This window comes from Photobacterium angustum (assembly GCF_003026365.1).
Classification (GTDB): Bacteria; Pseudomonadota; Gammaproteobacteria; order Enterobacterales; family Vibrionaceae; genus Photobacterium; species Photobacterium angustum.
In genome coordinates, this window is record NZ_PYOM01000012.1 from 164,851 (window position 1) to 185,628 (window position 20,778).

Below are 20,778 nucleotides of genomic sequence, written 5' to 3' on the forward strand. Positions count from 1 at the left end.
GTAATGCAGAACAAATTCCCTATCGATCCAAGAGCCTCGAGTTTAAGGACTACATCGTTACGTCAGCAAACACAATTAGCAGAACGCATTAATCATATAAATTATGCTTCGACTAATCCTGCGTTATCTTACGTATATTCATTATCATCGACTGACACTACTGGTGGTCAAGCTAATGCGCTTTATACGCTTGAAAGGTTTGCGCGATATGTATTGGGAAATAGCTTCCAACTTGTTGATTGGTTTGAACTATTTGATAATCAAGAAAAGCTGATTGATGCAGTTAAGTCATTTCTGATCGCTCGCGCTAAACAAAAAGCTAAGATGAAAAATCATTATTTCAGTGCGAATGAGCCAATAAAGAACTTACAAATAAAGCCGTTACTTAACGCTTTATTGAATGTAGCTGAATTTCTTCGAGATACTCAGAGCTTACCAGCCTCTCGTGTTGTTGAATTTAAAGATCGTGTTGCGGTTTTTGATCTAAGTAGTTTGAATAAAACCATGATCGAAAGTGGCTGGTTTCAACCAAGCTCACCTCAACATTATTCGTTTGAATTATCTAAACAATCTGAAGTGATGTTAGAGGCTTTTAGTTGTTTTTGTATTAGAAGTTGTGTTGAGCGTTTTGATTGGAGTCGTATTTTATACGCCCCTATTCTTCAATCAACCATGCAGTCTTTTTTAAGTGATCGAATAGATAACCAAATCAGTGATCGAAAAAAAGCTTATGCGCCAGCAACGGCTGATAATTTACTTCGTATGTTACGCGGTGTTGCTCAACATGCTTGGCTTGCAGAGTTAATCTCAGTTGAAACTTTAGAACGCATAAAAGCGATCAAATTACCGAGAGGCTCTCGTCAATCCAGCGGCAGATATCTTAGCTATAATGAATTAGATCATATTTCAGCTATTACTCTTACTCAAAAGAATAAAACTAAAGCATTGAGAGATAACGCTATTTTTTGGTTGATGTATGAAGCAGGTTTACGACGAGCAGAAGTGGTAAATATCAATACCTATGATATTGATATGGATCGGTGCCAGCTACGTGTTGTTGGTAAAGGTAATAAGGAGCGCTATGTTCCTTTCTCGCGCAATAGTGATTTATATAACGCGATGGAAAAATGGCTGGCTATTCGCCAGCAAAATTTTAATCCGAATTTACCCGCTCTATTTTGCACTATTAATCGTTACCAAACATTGACTTATATGCGTTTAACAACACAAACACTTAATGATTTGTGCAAAAAACTCAATATGTTTGGTTTTTCTCGTGTTGTTTCACCCCATGATTTTCGACATTCAGTGGCAACAAATCTTTTGCGCTCAGGATACGACTTATTGCTGGTCAGTAAATTTATGGGACATAGCAGTATTACGACAACTCAACGTTACGATAGACGTACCGATGATGATTTAAAAGGTGTAATTCCGAGTCGATAATGTAATTGACAATATTATCTATTTTATAAAATCTTAATTTAACTCGCATTTATTACAAAACTTAATACTAGCAATAAAGTGCCATGGGATATAATACGCCAAATTAAGGAGTATTTTTCATGAAAATGTGTGTCATTAGCTCGTTAATTTCGATTTTTTTACTTATCTCTTTCCCTTCTGGGGCTCAAAGTGTGAAACAGTACAAGAATCAATACAGTGTTGTACCTTGTAATGGTTTGAAAACAAAATTGGAAAGCCTAGAAAAGCGTTCCAAAATGATCTTAAATGTTGCATCAGAGAAAGCTAAAAAAGAATTTAAATATAAAAAGAAAGCACTACGTTTATTGATGAAACAAAAAAAATGCGAATAAAAACCAAACAAGAAATGTTTGGTTTTTATTCTTTTATTTGATTGAAAGTAATATTTAAGAAAGTGTCATCATTAAATATATGTTCAAGGCAATAACAAGAGCAATGATAACAATACCTGCATAACTAACGTATTTATTGTTTTTAAACTCACCCATTAGTTTTTCATTATTAGTGAAAATTAGTAACGGTATAATAGCTAATGCAATACCAAAACTAAGTACGACTTGGCTCATCACTAAAATTTCAGTGGTATTAATAGCAAGTCCAATAACGATAAAAGATGGGATCATTGTAACAAGACGGCGTAATAACAAAGGGATCTTAAATTTTACGAAACCTTGCATTACAACATCTCCAGCCATAGTACCAACAACAGTAGATGATAAACCTGATGCGATAAGAGAAATAGCAAATAATGTAGATGCAGCTTGTCCAACAAGTGGTGTTAAGGTTTTGTACGCAGTTTCAATCCCAGCAATATCTTGATTACCTGAATAATGGAAAACTGCTGCTGCCATTGCCACAATTGCAATATTAACAAAACCAGCAATAACCATTGCAATAAGTACATCTAAACGTGTTGATTTTAATCTTTTTGCTTTTTTTTCACCGTAAGTATTTTTAAATAGTGCCGAGTGTAAGTAAATAACATGCGGCATGACTGTTGCACCTAAAATACCTGCAGCTAAATAAATTTGATGTGAACTATTTAACGTTGGAACTGCAAGACCTTTTATCATCTCGCTTGTAGCAGGATGAGCAAAGAAAAGCTCAATAACATATACAACAGCTACAACTAATAATAATGTTGCAATCATAGCTTCTAATGGTTTCTGGCTTTTATTACTTAATAATAATATAGCCATTGTTACTATGGCAGTTATTATTGCCCCTTCCATTAAACTAATTCCAAACAATAATTGGAAACCAACAGCAGCACCAATAAATTCTGCTAAATCAGTCGCCATAGCTATTATTTCAGCCTGAATCCAATATGGACCTATCGCCCATTTAGGTAGATGATCACGTAAATGTTCCGCGAGATTTTTGCCCGTCACTATGCCTAACTTTGCAGATAGGTATTGGATCAACATAGCCATCAGGTTTGCCCAAAGCACAACCCATAATAACTGATAGCCAAAAGAAGAGCCGGCTTCTATGTTTGTAGCGAAATTACCTGGATCAATATAACCAATAGCAGCAATGAATGCTGGGCCTAGAAGTAGTAGTTTTTTCTTTAGTTTTAAACTGAAGGTAGCCATTTCGGGCTTAACAGAAATTGTGGTAGAGACCATAGCTAACTCCTTAAACAATAATTTTATCATATACCGTTGCAAATGATAATCAATGTCATTTGGGTGCTATTAGTGGTTGGTAAGATTTCATAAATGTTTAAATGTTTTTTGATTGTTAAAACCTATCTAAAGATAAAGTCTTACGCTAACAATCAACAGGCATAATACGTTTTGGCTATATGACACGAGAGTTAAATGTGAAGTGATTTTAATTTTATATTAACATTTTCATAAAATATGATGTACAGGTCATACCTTTATGGTAGGGTGAGTTTTGTTGCTTATAGAGAGTTATGCATTTAAGCATGTAGCATTAATGTCATATAGGGATGTAATATGGATATAAATAAGAAAGAAGAACAATTTTCACATGGCGGAGACATTGTTCATTTATATCTAAAAGAGATATCAGAAAAGCCACTTTTAACCAAAGAAGATGAAATTTTATATAGTCGGAAAAGTTTGTGTGGCGATGCTTGTAGTAAAAATGTATTAATTGAGAGTAATTTACGATTAGTAGTAAGTATCGCAAAAAAATATAGAGGCAGTAGCATACATATAAGTGATTTAATAGATGAAGGTAATATAGGGTTGATGACAGCTGTTGAAAAATTTGATCCTGAAAAAGGTTTTAGATTCTCAACATACGCAACATGGTGGATAAAACAAACGATAGAACGTGCAATACATAATCAAGGAAGAACGATACGTTTACCTGTTCATGTATCAAAAGAAATCAACACTATTATTCGAACACACAAACAGTTAGTTAAGAAAAACAATCAAGAACCTAGTACAGAATTAGTTGCTGAAGTTTTAAACAAAACACTTGATGATGTATCTACAACCCTTTCTTATGACACCCCTATTGTCTCGTATGATCAATCAATTACAAGTGAAGCAACTTCACAGTCAATAGCTGTATTAATTGCAGATGAAAACAGTGCTAAACCTGATGAGCTCGTTGATGATTTAGCAATCCAAAAAATTACAGCGAACGTACTTAAGTGTCTAAATAATCGAGATAAAGAAATCATATGTCGGAGGTTTGGTTTATTAGGTTATGAAGCTCAGACATTACAAGAAGTGGCTGAAGAAGTGGGACTTACAAGAGAGCGTATTCGCCAGTTACAAGTTACCTCATTAGCAAAACTAAAAAATTCACTGAGCCGTGATAACTACGATATCTCTGTTTTGTTTGCTAACAGTTAATATTTGTTTGAAAGTGTTAAGCACGTAGGTTTACGTGCTTTTTTTGGTTATTATGAGCTATAAATAAAGCATATATATTTTTCTTAAGGTTTTTTATGCGCTTAAAAGCTCTAATTATTGTGAGTTCTGCCTTCTTTTTTGCTGGTTGTAGTAGTTACGGTGTCACTGAAAGTGAGATGCAAAATTACATAAACAAAGAAACCAATGTTGAACGATCTGTTGGTATTCAAGGTATCGCCTACGCTACAGGTAAGTTTGAAAAAGTAAAAGTTGGTATTGGTCGTGTCGCTGACAATCGTGTAAGTGTTGATACTACTGCTAGCGCCCAACTAGAACTTGCAGGTCAACCACCTCAAGATATTGTTGTTAAAGCAAATTTCAGTGCCATCCCCTATTATAACCAAGATGAAGGGGCAATATATTTACGTGGTTTAAATATTGAATCATTGGCAATAAAACCGGAGAAGTTTAATAACATGATCACTAAACCGGTTATCACACCATTTGTTTCACTTATTGGACAAGTGTTATCAACCAAACCCGTCTATAGGCTCGATGAAAACGAAATGAAACAAGCGTTACTTAAATCTACTAAGCCTGAATTGGTAATTAAAAATCATCAATTAGTTCTCGATTGGTAAGTTACTTTTATCACAGTCTAGAAAGTTATAGGTATGTACCATTAACTAAATGACTAACTGACCGACTGACTTGATAAAAATAAGTATAACAATGACTTATATTATCAAGTCACTCTACTATTCTTTACAACATTCTTATAAGTTGTAAATTTTTCTAAAAAGCTTTTTCAATATGAACTTTTTGTCTACTTTTCCTTTACAAAATATAAAGTTATAGTGCATTACGATTTTGGCTATTTTACTAATCAACTTTGTATTTATCATAAATAATTTTTCCTGCCCCTTACCCTTAAAATTGAAAATCTATGAGATTTTTAAATGAGGCTATCTGGATACTCCAGCTTAGCCTCATAATGTCAAATGTTCTAATATGCAAGTTAAAGCTTTCCAAGAGCCTTACTGTATGACATAAAAATTTCCATACGCGCTAAATCACTCTTGATTGATTTGTTAGATTTGTAGCCTATATTTGATTTAGAATAATAAAGTATATCAATTTTCATAGCTATATTTTGTCCATTCTTCCCTCACGAAATCCGAGAGTATGTAAGCTTTTTAATCTCTTTTAATATTTCTTTATCTCGCTCACTCAGAAACTTCTCGTAGTCACCAGACTTGGCTGCTAAGAATGCTTCATTGTTTATATAATTTGATATCAATACTTCACTTAGGTGGTTGCCTAACCTTTCTTCAATAGTTGAGAAATAATCTGAAGGGTCTTTATCAGAAATTTCTCGATTATTAGTTAGGTTCAACATACATATATTTAAATGCATATTTGCTTTTATTTTTGACACGCCGACTCTCTCGAGATGAGCCTTAGGAAATATGTGGTGGTACTCTAAACGATTGGTTTTTGAAAGCGCTCTTCTTGTATCAATAACACTACCATCTAGAAGGCTCCTAGGTTTTTTATGTGCAAGTAATAAAGCGAAGGTCATACTTGTTGCTTTATTTAAGGTAAAACTATCTTCGAGAATTGCTTTTGTCTTTAAGTCATTACTTACTGGTATTAGCGCTATTTCACCATTAGCAAATGATCTCATGTGTTTTAAATCAGTTGAAATAAGACCTGTATTCGACGAACCATACTGTCTTGCAAGAGAAGACCGCCAAAACCAGTTTTTAAGTTCTTTTCTCTTTTCTACTGACGGCTGAGGACAAATGTTGAAGAACTCAACAATGTAGGTCAGCTGAAGTGCGTAGGGTAGATAATTAATTGATGTAAGTGGTAATTCAGATGTTAAAAAGTCAACAGCAAGTTTATAAGCTTGTACTGACTTCGTTGCAGCTGCCTTTAGCTCATCTGAAGTTTTATCCCGTAGCTTTTCAATGTCTTCTTTATGAATACCAAGGCCGGCAGCCGCAGAAATACTTCTTAAAATATGTAACTCTTTGATATCATAAAAACTTTTTGCTTCACATGCATTACGAACAGATGAAATAGCATCATTAAGATCAAAGCCGCCTTTCCATGTGGCGGCTCTCATTAAATCAACCATTGTCAATTGTCGACCAGAGCTGTTTATCCTTTCAAAAATTGGTGCTACTTCATCTAAAGACATATCGCCAATCCGAACTGCTGCAATTTTATAATCTTTAATTGCATTTAGTAATCTCTCTGCTCTTTCATAAAAAATATCTTTATCTTCTAGAGCATCAAATGCTCGACATTGAGCGAGAAAATCACTGGTATTTATGATTTTATTTAGTGGAAATTCAGTGATTTTCAAGTCTCCTTTAGGATGGATGAAAACCTCTTTCTCTACATCAAACACGATATTCCATATGCTATTTTTGTCTTCACCATTCCAATACAATGCACCACAAAGAGTTGAAAGGCGTTGCTGACCATCTAAGAGATAGTTTGTTGGATACTCGTTAGGCCGCTCGTTTATTTCAAGGTCAGCAATTTTTCGTTCAGCTGCTAGTTTTTCCCTTGTAAGCCAAAGAAGCACACTTCCGATCGGATAACCTTGGTAAACACTGTCTAAAAGTTTTAGTATATCTTCCTTCTTCCAAACAAAAGGCCGTTGAAACTTAGGAAGCTTAATATCGCCAGATTTTACATCTTTCACTAATTCTTCGATCCGTAAGATATCAGGTTTTGGATCTCTATATTTCATCTCTACTCCAAATTGTTTTTATAATATTTAGTATTGAATAATGATATGTAACTTCAGAAAAGTAAGACATTGCGTAGCAACTCATTGTGATTCATATACTCAGATTGCGCTAAAATATTTTGAATCGATACAACTAACTTTTATTCATTGAAGTTTAGTCATTTAAACCAACATAAAATAAAAATAACATGCTTGATACACCAAACATCCAAAAGTTTAGATAATTATACAACTTTTTATCTAGGAAATTATGACATCATCAACACTTTATTACTTAAAGAAAATTATTATAAGGAAATAAAGACAGGAGAAGTACTAATTAAAATTTAGGATTAAGTTGATCGTTAAAGCTAATTCAAATTAAAGTCAACAAAGTGTAACTAGGTATTACTTATTATGTGATATTTTCGAGCTAGAAAATGATACAGATAAATGCAGATGTGAGTATAAATCTTATGTTAAGGAATAGAACTCGCATTTTTCTTATGTTCAGCACATAATGTGGGATATTCATCATTATTTGACTATCTATAAGAGCAGTATTACCCACTAATACACATTAAAAAGATATCAATACGATAAGAGTTATGAATCACACTCTTAATAAGATAATACATGATTTATTAGTTACGATTTTAGTTACTACTCATTTTCCTTATAAACTGAACATTATTCTCGTTAATCCATTTGTTCTTATTACATTAGCAGTTATTCCCACTTTCTGTATTGCTGATAATTACTAAGGGAACACTACAATTCAATCTTTCAGAAAAGTAAAAAAGCACATGCAGAGAGATATTTATACCAACAAAGAACGCATGGAAACGCTTTATTGTGCTGCCTATTTTAATAAAGATAAGTACATAAAATTACCTAAATGGTTTACAACAGAAGTACACAAGAAACGTACTAAACGCTGGGAAGCAGAACATATCATTCCAGCCGAGAACTTTGGACGTGTTTTTATCGAAAGGCGTGAAGGTAATGAAGCTTGTCCAACACTTAGAATAGGTGTCGCCTACGCGACACATATCCTTGTTTTTCTGATCTAGTCTTAATTTCATCCACTAATATATTTAGCCTGACAGAAATTACCTTTCTCTCAGATCTAAAACTGAAAAATATCGAAGGTCTAAAAATAATACAGACCATTTGTTATAATGCTTTTGTCTCTTATTCTATCAACTAATTGATGATTGGCTCTACTGATGCCACAACGCCAAATGTTTTTAATTGAAGAAACTTTGATCCGAAAATCTCCGTCGGAATTTTTCTTTGAAGCAAACCAAAGAAATTTTCATCATGCGTTGATATAATGAGTTGCTTATTAAATTTCACACATATACTTCGAAGTAAATCTATCGTCGAAAGTACGTTTATCGAATCCATCGCTTGGATTGGATCATCGATCAAAATAACATCAATAGGCTTTTCATTATCATCTTTCGCATGGATAGCATTCGCTAGAAACACACTCAAACTTAAAATATTCGTCTGTGCTGCACTGAAATATAGAATAGGTGATAATATTCCACCTGCACCATCGCTTACTAAAATATTTAAAGTAGGCTTTTCCGTCTCAAAGCTAACTTTGAATTCTACTTTTTTAAATGTAGGATGCGGATCTATTTTCTTGTAAATAGCATTGATAAGATCTTCATAGAAGAAGTTATTAATAAGCGCTCCTAACTTTTCTATTATGACTTCTCTTTCTTTAACTAAAACGGCATCTACTTGATTTCTCTTTTCTAACTGTTGCTCTAATGTATGTAACTCTTCCTCGATAGATAAGCGTTTAATGTAGGGCTTAAATGAGTTCATAAGTTCTAAGAGTAGTTTAATACCACTTAGCAACTTTTCTAACTTATGAGCGTATACCTGACAATCGTCAATCTTAAATGTTATTAGTTCTTTTAATTGCTCTAATGTGTCATCAGAAAGAATATTAATATAGCTAGATAAACTCATATAAAATTCATCAACTATCGATTTAGAATTAGTTAACGCTAACTCTAATGTTTCCTTTTCTTTCTTCAATATTACGATATCTGTATATGTACCGTTAGCTATCATTTCCTGTAGTATATCACTACACTGACTTGTCATTGCTTCATCTAAAGCTATGCATCTACGAATAACTGCTTCAAGTTCTTCTTTTTTTAGTTTCAAATGTTTTTTGATATCTTGAACAGCAATCGAATTTTCATTCAGATAAGCCAAAACAGTAACGTAAACATTACTATTACTTTTAGTCTCCATTTCAGACTCTAACCTTGAGTATTCAATACGATCGGCTTTAAGCAACTCCGTAGCCACTTGAATTTGTTCAACTAACTTTTCTTTTTGTTGGATTAGACTAAGCCGCTTGTCAGATAATTGGTTAAGCTCTGATCCTATTCTAGTTTCCAGATCTTGATTTGGAAGTCCCCAAACAGCCTGCTCTAGTTCAGAAATTCTATCCTCTAAGTTCTTTTTTTCACTCTCAAATGTATTATTCTCTTGCTCTGCTTTAGAAAGCGTTTTTTCAACTTCATACAATTTTTCACGAAGATTATTTAGTTGCTGTGCTTGTGAATCTACCGCTTGCAAAGTGATAGATTGAATTTTATCTCTAAGCTTTTTCTGCCGTATTGAAGATTGTGAAATCTTTTCCGCATTTTCTTGGCTAAGTCCAGACAGTAAATTTTGCCCCTTAACCTTACCTATCAATTCTTCTGAAGAAGGATGGGGAACTGTACATAAGGGACAGACATTAGAGGGTTCAACACTAAGATAATCTAAGCCTATGGAAATTAATCTTTCATGTATTTCCATTTGTTCTGCTAAAGCTTTCTGAGTCGAATTCAATGCCTGAATATTAACTTCAAGTAAATCAAGTTCAACATTGAATTTTCCTAGCTGTTCTATTTTTTCTTTTTCGAAAACAAAATTTCCCACACTTCCAGCTAGTAACAAGTTAGATGTAATCTTTAAAGATGATAATTCATTCAATTTATGATTCAGTTCATCACGCTTACCCTTTTCTACGTGAATTACAGTTTTTCTATCACTGAGTTGCTGATTTAAATAGACAATCCGTTCTCGATTATTCGATAACTCATCATATACTAACTTAGAGTTATCTACTGTATTTCTCAGCAATATAACTCTATCATCATCTACCTTAAGTTCATTATTTAACTGTATCAGTTTCTGTTCAAAACCAGCTAAATCAGAAGTTATTTTAGAGCAATCATCTGTCAGAAGACTTTTAGATTTAGCTATATCTTTAAGACGAGATTCAATTTGAAAAAAGTCTTCAACTTTTTCTGCTATTTCAATCAGATGATTCAAACGTACACTTGTTTGTTTTTTATCTTCAACACATTTATTATGAGATGCTAATAAGCCTTTATACTTTTCAACATCAGCAATACCTTTTAATACTCGATCTAGATGCTTTTTTTGCTCTATCTGATAGCCAACATGAAGTTCTATTTCAGGTAGTTTTCTTAAATGTTCATCCAATATTACAAGTAATTCATTCTTGGCATTAAGAGATTCATTCAGTTCATGCTGTCGTAAAATAAGGCTAGCATTAAGGTGATGAACGGACTCTGACGAAATACTTTCCTCGGGTAATATAATACATTCACCCAACGAGTTAAGTTCAGAAGCAACTGAATTGAATTGTTCAAATATCGAAAAATCAATAGGCTGTTCCAATTCTAAAAGTAAAGACTTACGTTTCTTTTCAAGGGCACTGACTTCAGAATTATTATCATTTATGAGTATAGACAACTCCTTGCGAGCAGTTTCAATATTACCACCAAAGCTTTCCATAAATTTAGAATAGCGCTCTTGTGGCTTTTCTTCACGAAGAAATCCCTCAATTGCGTCTTGACTTAGTATAATCTTTTGAAAGAACTCATTTTCGAGATTACCTATAGACATGTCGCTTTGGTTCTTACGTATTTTAGGGAGATATCGCTCAAAGGAATGTTGAAAACTAGTGGATACTACAACATTTGTAACTGTTTTTTCATTCACATATTTATTACGTAAAATTTTAAGCCCTTCATCACGGTTCTTAATCGATTTCGCTTCATTTTGATAATTTGTAAGCCTTTTTACACGGTTCGTAATAGCCCACTCTACTGCATCATAAAAAGAACTTTTTCCAAAACCATTTGGAGCATATATGGCGACAAAATTTACAGGCTCACCCCTATCGTTTGTAAAATCAAAAGTGCCATCTAATTTTGATTGGTAGGCTCGAAATGCTTCAATCTCAACTTTTTTAATTTTCATTACAGCTCAAACTTTCAATTATATTATCAATCATCAATGCTCGTTTAGCTCTGGACTCATTTTTAGAATCTAAAGGAGCACCACGGTAATACTTTTCTAAATACGATAAATTTTCTTTTGGCTGTTCTGCTCGACTTTCGAGTGTTAGATCTGAACCTAATAGTTGTTTCTCTAACTCAATAATAAGGTTATGAATGTTTGGAACTTCTAGAAACTCATCGACTACTATTTTTCGCGCAGAAAATTTGTTATTTTCTATTTCATATTTATCCCAAGTAGGGATTTTTTGATTGCAGAAAAATGCCAAGTACATATTCCAAGCATCAAATCCACCTGACTTTTGATGATAAACAGCCACTATATTTTGGATAGACCGCCAATTCTGTACAATGTCATGTGAGGTTTCACATACGCATACAATGCAGGATATAAACGAAAGGGGATCATTAGAGCAAAAGACATAAAACTCAATATTTTCATATTGGCTAGATAAAAATCCCAGATCAATTTCATTAATTAATAATTTCACTTAGCTTATCTCTAAATCTCTGTAACTGTTGCACGCGAGTCTGTAATCTTGAGTATTCGAATTCTTCATCTATAACACACTTATTTCGAAGCCCCTCTAAATGAGTTAGTTTATAACTCTTATAAATGGTACTTTCTACCCTATCAATTGCGAATGGCCCCTGATTTGGTGCAATAGCGATATCGCTTATTACATTTATAAGAAGGAAATCAGGAGGTAGAGGTTTAGCGCTAACATCAGGTGAAGCAACGATTAGAGTGCCATCTTTGTCTAAAAGTTTGCGAGCAACTTTGAGTAGTTCTTCTAAGCGGCTTATCCAGTTTGTGTTGTCACTGGTATATAATAACCGTCGTTTTCGCTCTAAACTCTTAATATAAGTTTCATCGGCACTTCCAGAGTTATCCATCAAGGTACTGATTACTAAAAACTCTAAATATGCTATCCACAATTGGCGACTTTCAAGCTCGTTGAGTCTTCCTGGGTTGACCAAAAGCTCTGAATTATAGTCCGTCATGACTTTGTAAGGTGGGGGTAACCCGCCACCAATTAGAGTATTAGCGAACTCTTCCAAGGCTCCTTTAAGGTTGATAACGTTATTCATATCAATCACGTTGAATTCAAATATCAGATCTTTCACTCTAGAAAAGCATTCTAAATAAGCTGGGATCATTGGTGCACTTGAATTAATTGTAATTAACTCTTCAAACCTTTTTAGACTGTGGCATTGAACGCGACCATATTGTTGTTCAGGTGTGGAACCATCCATTCGGAATTCGATTCCGCTGAGAAATGGCTCCTCACCTTGAACATGATATACGCCACCACCTGACATTCCTTTGATCGTATTTGTTCCCGGTATCCCATCAAGGGATAACATTAAAAGTTCGTTAGCTACACTAACCTTATACCCTATATATTCTTTAATAGGATCTGGTGAATTTCTCTCTGTTTCAGGAAAACCGACAAGGGTAAGTGAAGCTCGATCACCCAAGTCTGAAGCTGGAAGGCATTTCTGTGCTAATCGTTCCTGATAATTTACTTTTAAGATTGCAAAGTCATATTCATCTGATCTAAATTCTCTCCACTCTTGAGGGATAAGCTCAGATAGAACGTTGAGTCGATTATCTTGATAGTCATGAACTACTATATTGCCTTCTTTATCACTAATGATTTTACCTTCTTCGTTGAGAATGACATGAGCAGCAGTCAGCACATAAGAATATTCCTGTGTCATTCCGTTGACTAGTACGCCACTACCACTATTAACTTTGACGCAGTATGACTGCATGATTTCAGAGACTGTCATATTAAAGTTGAAGCTCCTCATCCAACACTTCTAGTCGAGAGGCATAGTCTTTTATTTCATGCTCTAAGAGCAATGGGTTGATCACATTGCTATAATTGAAACAAATCTGACCGTCTGTATCCCTAATAATCCTAGCGATGGTTCTTTTGTTAGGAAGACCATGCCTCGAGCCATTGGTCGAAATTACGTAACGAGATGACTGGAGTAAGGAAAGAAACTCAGAACTAGTATTGTATTGGCTACCATGATGTGAAATTTTCACAAGGTCAAGATGAAGCTTATTTGTCTCATCAAAGCCTAATTTTTTAAGATTATCCAATACTACTGGGTCATGAGCGTCTCCAAGAAAGAGCATTTTTTTATTATCAACTTCCAACAAAAAAGCGATTGAACTTCCATTGTAAACGGATGAGTCTGACTCAAATTCGTCTACTGACCAAATTTCTTCTAGAGAGAGAGCATAATCATTGTCGTGAGCAGCTGTAGCACCTGACTCAACTTCAGAAGGCCATTTATGTAATAACCGCTCTAACTGACTTCGCTCAGGAGATAGAACTTTTAATGTGAACGGGCCAACAGTATGGACTTGTCCAGCTAATACAAGAGGTGAACGATTACATCCTATTTCACAAAGTAGTGTTTCAAGCTCTTTTCCCTGACGAACACTTGTTTTTGGAGAATCGTCGGTCAATAGAACATTATTCTCTTGTATCTCAGCAACACCAAAATGTTGTGTAATCAAACGAGATGAGTTAAACCAGATAGACTTGACGAGGTCACATAAGTAACCAGGTGTTTCAAAAGCTTTTATCAAACCATGAATATGGTCGTCATCAATATGAGTCAATACTACAAGGTCGATATTCTGTCCTTTGCTTTTGAGGTCATCTAGAACTCTACAAAGTGCTCCTTTGTAGCGTTGCCTCGCTCCATACTTAAAAGTCGTTGATGTCCCCCCGTCAATTAAAATATTGGTAGTAGCTGAAGCCCCCTCATAACTGACTAAAATACAATCGCCATGATTTGCTTCCAGAACTCTTACAGATACAGCCATAAATACCTTTTACGTTAATTAACTAAAATTACAGAAGAGCCAAACTGGTTATTCACCTGGTAACTCAGATAGTTTTAGGGATTGACTAGAGCAACACATAATCTAAAGGTCTACCTTATTTCTGTCCTATTTCGAATCATATCCAGAATAAGCAGATAAATAGCGTTAATTTATCACTCTTTCATAGTTCAACATCGCCAAAAATAAGAGAAGGTAACTAGGTTAAAGAAATGAATTTGTTTACCAAGGATACTGAGAGCTAACAGGCTATCAGTCACTCGTGCTAGAAGAATATGGTTCTGTCCTCACACCGGTCACATGTGTCTAAATTATCATCCTCTAATTGCATATATAGTATTGTTTTGTTGAAAACATTTACATTAACAAATGCGTTTCCGCTCGGGCATAAATCACAATTTAGTAAATATCGGAGCGTGTACTTTGGAATTAAAGTTTGTATTTTAGAAATATTTTTCTGAGCAACCTTTTACCTGCTGCAAAAATTCTCATTGCTCCTCTATCAAACATAAACTTATTAACCAGCATTCTTGCTATTTAAAGTGAAGATGACTAATAATCTAGGCAAATATACTCTTTTTTTCATATAAAGTCACGATTGCAGTAACACTTTGTTACCTTAGTAAAAATCCATGGCAAAACGTAATAATTGCTCTGTAAATAAAAAAGGCTAGCAGTATAAATAGGACTAATGCAAAAACACGTTAATACGATATGAATGAGTATTTGATCTAACATGTTTGGGGCATCAAAGATGCATTAACAGATTGGACTGACATTCTTTCCTTAATTTGTGGTAGAAATATTACTTCAACCGTTTTGTGGCAATAACGAGTTAACAAGACAAGCTAACTCGTATTTCATGTACGTTTGGTAACAGCAACTATCAATTTGGGGAACACACATCAACGCAAAAACATGTGTGTTTAGCTTTTAACTTAGACTGACACTTATGTCAGAACAGTCGCAAATTAATAGCAGTATTTTTCTTTTCACTTCCCTAAACAATCCATTTAAAGAGGTTCGATTCTTTTTAAAGTTTCAATATGTTTCTTGGTATTGACCGATCTTAAATTTGGTCTTGTTTAGGTAGGTTCTGATCTTTGACTGGTATGCTTACTCGCCAATTTTTCGCCCCTTCTTTAGTGTTGCTTTATAGGACTTGTTAACATCCATTAAAGTCTCCATAAGCAATGGGTTATTCTTAGCTGCCTTATTAAGCTCAACAAAAAAGCCCTGGAGGTTATTAAACCTCTCACTCATCCCTTCAAGTTCAAGTTTTAACTTTGTATTTTCTTTCAATAAATCAACTTCTTTGAATGAAATATCGTGTACTTGCTCTAAAACTTGCCCGACCCCTTTTAGGCGATGTTTAGCAGCCACATAACTATCTTTTATCGAAGGGTATGTATTTAATGATTGCCTTGATATTTCAACATTTAAATCAGACTTAATTTTGTCTATTAGACGTTGCCACGTAAGCTTGCCTCGCCACGAATCTAATAAACGTTCGATTTTACGCACCTGTGGGCTTGTTAGTTTTAATAATGCCATACCAAATAACCTCTACAGGAAGTTTAAGAAATCTAGTCCGTCATCGGTTTCTTTAGAGTCGACATCGCAGTTAGGATCTACCGTTAATGCTTCAGTACCCGCTTTAATATCTTCTTCCATGTTCGCCAGTTGTAATTTTCTAATCGAAATTTTTTGAGTCTTCAAATCAGCAATACGAATTTCTTGCTTGCGGATAATGACTCGAATAACCGAGCCTTTAGGGATAGTTTCATCTTCCATAACATTAATTAGTTCATTTAGAACAAAGGTATTTTTGCTATGAACTTTATACCAGTTTTTTGCGTGTTCATTAGGAGCTTTTGCTTTTCTAAATTGCTCCAGTCGTTTTGTTTGTACTTCGCAGTCTTTTTTCAAGAAATCTATCGACTCTTTATCATGCGCTATATGACAAGACTGTTCACAGAAGATGCATTGGCCTATAAAGTCATTTAGGTATTCACACGGTTCATACATAAGATTCTGGATACAAAAACCCGTGGCTGTCTCCGTCGCTACACCACCTTTGCCCTTCATCTCTGAATATTCCTTCATTGAAGAGACATTAATATTACTTTCAGCCTGCTCTTCGTAGGATTTTTTGTTTGGCATTCGAGCTAAGGTATCTTGGTCACTCTCATGCAGATACCATTCAATATGACGGGTATCCGCTCGACCACTAAATGCGTTCATAATAGGGTCAGAAATGCCGTTGCGATTACCGTAATCGTTAAGGTAATGCCGTAATTGATTGGGAGTAATACTTAATTCTTTAGGGTAAGAGTGATACGCCCAAAAATTCTTTAAGAGCTGAATAAAATCAGATGAAAGCTCTGAACCATTTCGAAGAATAACGCTGCTCTTTCCTTGCCCATAAGCCCCCCAAGTACGAGGTAAAACCCAAACCGCACTTTCTAAAGGTATCTTGTTCGTAGCATTAGTTGATATTGGAAAAGACGGGAAAACTGCCATTAAAAGGTTATATATATGTTGCTGGAATGTTTTTACATCACCATAAAAAGGGAGTGGCATACCTCCTTTTATGCAAATTCCATAATCTTCATGTACTGTCTTAAGTCCTAATAATTCCAATAATTCATTTTTAGGCTTAGATTGGCCCGCTCCAATACAGATTTTTGTGTCCAATTCAAATTCGGTTGCACTGCGATATGAAAATTTAAATGCATTTCCAGTACCAATTTTTCCAGGTATGATTGTTCTGATGGTTTTCCCTATTAGCCCTATTAAATACGCCAATTGGATAATGGATATCGGTTTATTTTGATTCAAGCCTGACGCTGCAATGCGCACCTTTTGTGCTTTAGTCGGTTTGATAAATAATTGATTGATGGTTAATGATTGGTCTTGCCAAAATCTGGCCAAAATTCGATAAGGTTGAGTATAAAGTTCAAAGAAATCTAATGCCCTTTGTACGTAAGGTGCCATCTGCTCAAGGACGTGCTTAAGGTTATCATCATACCCCTTACTGCCATGCCAAAATAATGCGTGCTGATTTTTGCCGTTGTGTTCTGTAATTTGAACATTTTGCCTCATCATTGTTGGTATTTCTGCAACAGCACGCTTAGGCGCAGACATTGCTATCGCATACACCGCCAGCAAGATACGTTCATCTTGGTTAGTGTTGATATCTGTGTCCCATTCTTTCTTATCTTCCGGGAAAGCTTTGGCAAAATGAGCACTCAGTATTTTTAAAGATATATCGGCTGGGAGTTTCTTTTTAGCCCTTTCATCAGCATCGCGAACCGCTTTACCTTTGGCTTTATTAACCGCCAAATGCATACAAAAGCCATTACTTACAAGATACTTGATAAACTGATTAAGCTTTTTTTGCGAATCAATTGATAAACCAGCATGATGCTTATCGAACTTTGATTGCGTGATATCATGAAAATCACACCCGATAGCGTCTAAAAACACACAGGCCTGCTTAAAGTAATTGTTTCTATTTAATGCTCCTAAGTTGATACAAACATCATTAGTAAATAAGGCAATGACCCTTTTATTATATTCAGATAATGCGAATTCCTTTTTAAATGACGATTCATATATCCTAGCTTTCCCATACTTAGTTTCACTGAAAATGACAAATGCCTTCGTCTTACCAGTGTCAGTTATAAAATTTAGTATGTCGTCCGCGCCATCAGTTAAAGGTGCACCATTCTTATTGGATAAACGCTCATCCCAATTCGCCTCACTGTAAGCTTTATTCATTGCGGTTAAATATTTATTTACCATGTGAAAGCTCCTTTAGTTCATCGCATTTTTTGATGGTCACTTGAATATAAGCAATAACCTCAATGATTTTTTGAAGCGCTCTATCGCTTGCTCCTGCTTTTTTATTGGCACTGTATTTTAGGTTAGCTTTATCTAATTGAGATTGGTGATCTGCGTCAGCAAGAGGTCTAAAGTTTCGGCAAGGGTAACATCCTAAAGGCACTGGTAATTTGGACTTACAACCTTCGCACCGCATCTTATCCTCCATGACCCCGAATTCATCACCAAATTCATTAAAGGCTATAAAGTCATCATCTTGGACAACCTCTTGAATCGTTAATTGTCCAAAACGATTAAGGATTTCATTGTTGGAGAAGGCTTTGTTTATTTGCTCTCTTGCTTGTGGTGCCAGCGAAACGTAACGTTGAGCGGCAATGTCCGTGATACCTGCCATCGCTGCCATTAACCCACTGGGTACACCTTCGACAGCCAAATTGGTCTGAACGGTGTGACGAAAGCGATTGTTACCGACAGTCATCTCTTGCGGGTTATCAAACCGCTCTGACTTGAAGTATGGTGAAATTTCTTGTTTTTCAACATTTGCCATTTCATAACTAAGGTATGCTAAGTGACCCCAGACAGTATTTTTTGAAAGTTGAGAAAAAAGCAATTCTTCACTTAATGGTAAGTGATTTAAATCTAGCCCCTTCAGCAAGTTAACTGACGGAAACAATGGAAACCGTGTAAATAAGTCCTTTTTCTTAGCTTTGCTTAGCTCCACGCCATGTTCTGACATACTGTTTATAAAAATTTTGAAGTTCATCGTCATATAACGAATTAGGGTTTCAGATATATCGGCGTTAATTAAATGAATATCTTTATCCAGCTCGGTACGTGCATCGGTACCATCCTTGGCTCGATAGGTTTTTAATTTCAATTCGTCATAATCTGCAACAGTATAGTCAGTGACTTTTTCACCAAAGTAATCACCATTCGCCATTCTGAAATCACACGTTTTAATCATTTCAAGCTGCACAGGACGACGAAGTACGCTCGTTAAGAGGATCATTCCAACACCGCCAGACATGACAGTGCGTTGTCCTAATTGATTACTACCGCAAAAAAAACCATTAAAATCACATTCATCTACATGTAATGATTTGCACATATGTCGTACCTTGTTGTGCAATTGGCGCAAGCCTTCAAAATAGCTTTCGAACTCCAGCTTGGTGAGCGCCCCTTTGACAGGATCTAAAATTGCTTTATTGTCACGTTTTAAAGGCCTGAATTTATATATAACTTTTCTGTAAAACTCTGAAAGATCATTATTTTTAAACTGCTTACGGTGCTTGTAATAGTTTTTAATTAGGCCCGATAGCTGCCCTTTAGTAGACTGAGACAAACTGTTAAATGCGCTTTCATAGTCAGAAAAGTTTTCACCATGTAACACAAACAGGAACGATTTCAGAGCATTTTTACTGAGAGCGAAAGTCGAAGCTCCGTGTGATGTTGCGCGAATAGCCAGACAATCCAACAATTCAAATTTAATACTGTTAGATAAATCAGCATTATGCATGAAAGAGATGTCGATATTTTGGTAAGCACTTTTTACAGCAAGGGTCCAATATGAATCCGTAGGAGTGAAACGAAACATTTTGTCTTTAGCTTGCATTGGTTCGTTAAGTGCTTTCGGATAATGATGAATTTGTACCTTTGCCATTAGCCAATTCTCCGTTGCATTTTCTGCTTGTGCTCTCGAACTTTTTCCAGCAGTGCTCGCTCGTTATAGACATCTTCCATCTTGCTGTCTCTGCTCCATGTCATTTGCCTTTTCCTTAGCTGAGCTGTTTCAACTTGATCAAGACCAGCCTCTTTACAGGTTTTAGTGAACTCATAATTCCAGTGATAACGAACCTTATGCGGTGTTATATCAACACCTAATGCTGAAGATAGTTGCATGAAAATTCGATTAAATGAGGAAATGGATAAAGGTTGACCGACAGTACTTCCTTTCGAAGATACGAAGACAAAGTCATGTTTTTTAAAAACATTGCCAAACGAACCATCTCCCTTGCTTCTCGCGATCCCTTTTTCGACAAACTGATAGCGATGATTAACGATAAAATCATCTAAAATATCGAAATCTTTTCGCTCTATATAAACTGCTTTTCCCGCCGTTTTCTGTGAAGGTCGGTACTTCCTTGTATCTTCATAGTTTTCTCTTTGAGCTATCAGCAATCGTTCTATGCCATCACCACGGACATCTCCAATCTTAAGAGCGAGCAATGCGCCCTTTCGCAATCCGGTACCAAATAAAACGTCAATAATGGCTTTGTTTCTCGCTTGGACGCTGGGCTTGAATGGATTGTATTTGTGGCCTATCTGAATAACCTCATTCAACTTATCCAGTATTTCTTCACTGAACATCTGCTCATCGATATCTACTGGCTCAACATCTTTATTGCCTTTATATTTCTTAATTTCTCTAGAAAGAAAACTTGTTGTATCTATCTTCCGCCCCTCTACTTCGTTTGAAGGCGCTACTCCGTGAATCACTGTAGACAAATACTCGATAAACTCCCTAAAAGAGCGAAGCCTCTTTCGAATCGTGTTGTATTTAACGCTTTGTTCTCTAAAAGTAGATTTGGCTGCGTGCGGAGATATTATGGATTTTTGAGTAATACTGACAATGGATTCACTTTC

General features: G+C 35.3%; 15 protein-coding genes. 5 read left to right on the forward strand and 10 right to left on the reverse strand.

Annotation, left to right across the window (positions count from 1 at the left end):
- The first annotated feature begins 3 nt into the window (after window positions 1-3).
- Window positions 4-1,446: a tyrosine-type recombinase/integrase gene (locus CTN01_RS13975; RefSeq protein WP_045148935.1), complete on the forward strand. Its 1,443-nt coding sequence runs from the start codon at window positions 4-6 to the stop codon at window positions 1,444-1,446.
- Between the two features lie 119 nt (window positions 1,447-1,565).
- Window positions 1,566-1,817 (forward strand): hypothetical protein, encoded by a 252-nt coding sequence (locus CTN01_RS13980; protein WP_045082108.1) that lies wholly within the window; start codon window positions 1,566-1,568, stop codon window positions 1,815-1,817.
- 54 nt (window positions 1,818-1,871) lie between these two features.
- On the opposite strand, the gene CTN01_RS13985 is transcribed toward CTN01_RS13980, so the two are convergent.
- Window positions 1,872-3,113, reverse strand: coding sequence for an Nramp family divalent metal transporter (locus tag CTN01_RS13985; protein WP_045148937.1), 1,242 nt, complete (start codon window positions 3,111-3,113; stop codon window positions 1,872-1,874).
- A 336-nt stretch (window positions 3,114-3,449) separates the two neighbouring features.
- Here CTN01_RS13985 and rpoS point away from each other — a divergent pair, with 336 nt between their 5' ends.
- Both rpoS and CTN01_RS13995 read left to right on the forward strand, forming a co-directional pair.
- Entirely contained in the window at window positions 3,450-4,325 is an 876-nt protein-coding gene (rpoS, locus tag CTN01_RS13990) for an RNA polymerase sigma factor RpoS (RefSeq protein WP_005365187.1), read from the forward strand.
- A 95-nt stretch (window positions 4,326-4,420) separates the two neighbouring features.
- The gene (locus tag CTN01_RS13995; RefSeq protein ID WP_045148938.1) at window positions 4,421-4,966 is read left to right on the forward strand and encodes a YceB family lipoprotein; all 546 of its coding nucleotides are present in this window, start codon (window positions 4,421-4,423) and stop codon (window positions 4,964-4,966) included.
- A 527-nt stretch (window positions 4,967-5,493) separates the two neighbouring features.
- Here CTN01_RS13995 and CTN01_RS14000 read toward each other — a convergent pair.
- Window positions 5,494-7,092 carry a DUF262 domain-containing protein gene (locus tag CTN01_RS14000; RefSeq protein ID WP_107342175.1) on the reverse strand — a complete coding sequence of 533 codons (1,599 nt, stop codon included), beginning with the start codon at window positions 7,090-7,092 and terminating at the stop codon, window positions 5,494-5,496.
- A gap of 785 nt (window positions 7,093-7,877) precedes the next feature.
- Here CTN01_RS14000 and CTN01_RS14005 point away from each other — a divergent pair.
- Window positions 7,878-8,144, forward strand: a complete 267-nt coding sequence (locus CTN01_RS14005) for a hypothetical protein (RefSeq protein ID WP_052666622.1) — start codon at window positions 7,878-7,880, stop codon at window positions 8,142-8,144.
- Between the two features lie 133 nt (window positions 8,145-8,277).
- Here CTN01_RS14005 and CTN01_RS14010 read toward each other — a convergent pair whose 3' ends face one another.
- The 8 genes from CTN01_RS14010 to CTN01_RS14045 all read right to left on the reverse strand — a co-directional run.
- Window positions 8,278-11,382 carry a sbcc family protein gene (locus tag CTN01_RS14010; RefSeq protein ID WP_045148941.1) on the reverse strand — a complete coding sequence of 1,035 codons (3,105 nt, stop codon included), beginning with the start codon at window positions 11,380-11,382 and terminating at the stop codon, window positions 8,278-8,280.
- Window positions 11,372-11,911 carry an ABC-three component system middle component 1 gene (locus CTN01_RS14015; protein WP_045148942.1) on the reverse strand — a complete coding sequence of 180 codons (540 nt, stop codon included), beginning with the start codon at window positions 11,909-11,911 and terminating at the stop codon, window positions 11,372-11,374. Before CTN01_RS14015 ends, CTN01_RS14010 begins: the two co-directional genes overlap by 11 nt.
- Window positions 11,895-13,217 carry an ABC-three component system protein gene (locus CTN01_RS14020; protein WP_045148944.1) on the reverse strand — a complete coding sequence of 441 codons (1,323 nt, stop codon included), beginning with the start codon at window positions 13,215-13,217 and terminating at the stop codon, window positions 11,895-11,897. The genes CTN01_RS14015 and CTN01_RS14020 overlap by 17 nt, the downstream gene beginning before the upstream one ends.
- Before the next feature lies 1 nt (window position 13,218).
- Window positions 13,219-14,271, reverse strand: a complete 1,053-nt coding sequence (locus CTN01_RS14025; RefSeq protein WP_045148946.1) for a ComEC/Rec2 family competence protein — start codon at window positions 14,269-14,271, stop codon at window positions 13,219-13,221.
- A 1,134-nt stretch (window positions 14,272-15,405) separates the two neighbouring features.
- Window positions 15,406-15,843, reverse strand: a complete 438-nt coding sequence (locus CTN01_RS14030; protein WP_107342176.1) for a hypothetical protein — start codon at window positions 15,841-15,843, stop codon at window positions 15,406-15,408.
- Window positions 15,844-15,855: 12 nt separating this feature from the next.
- Window positions 15,856-18,096 carry a hypothetical protein gene (locus CTN01_RS14035; RefSeq protein WP_107342177.1) on the reverse strand — a complete coding sequence of 747 codons (2,241 nt, stop codon included), beginning with the start codon at window positions 18,094-18,096 and terminating at the stop codon, window positions 15,856-15,858.
- A complete protein-coding gene (locus CTN01_RS14040; RefSeq protein ID WP_107342178.1) occupies window positions 18,086-19,795 on the reverse strand; it encodes a hypothetical protein in 1,710 nt (569 codons plus the stop codon). Before CTN01_RS14040 ends, CTN01_RS14035 begins: the two co-directional genes overlap by 11 nt.
- The coding region (locus CTN01_RS14045) for a site-specific integrase (protein WP_146150430.1) at window positions 19,795-20,778 on the reverse strand (984 nt) is incomplete at its 5' end. The genes CTN01_RS14040 and CTN01_RS14045, both read right to left, overlap by 1 nt.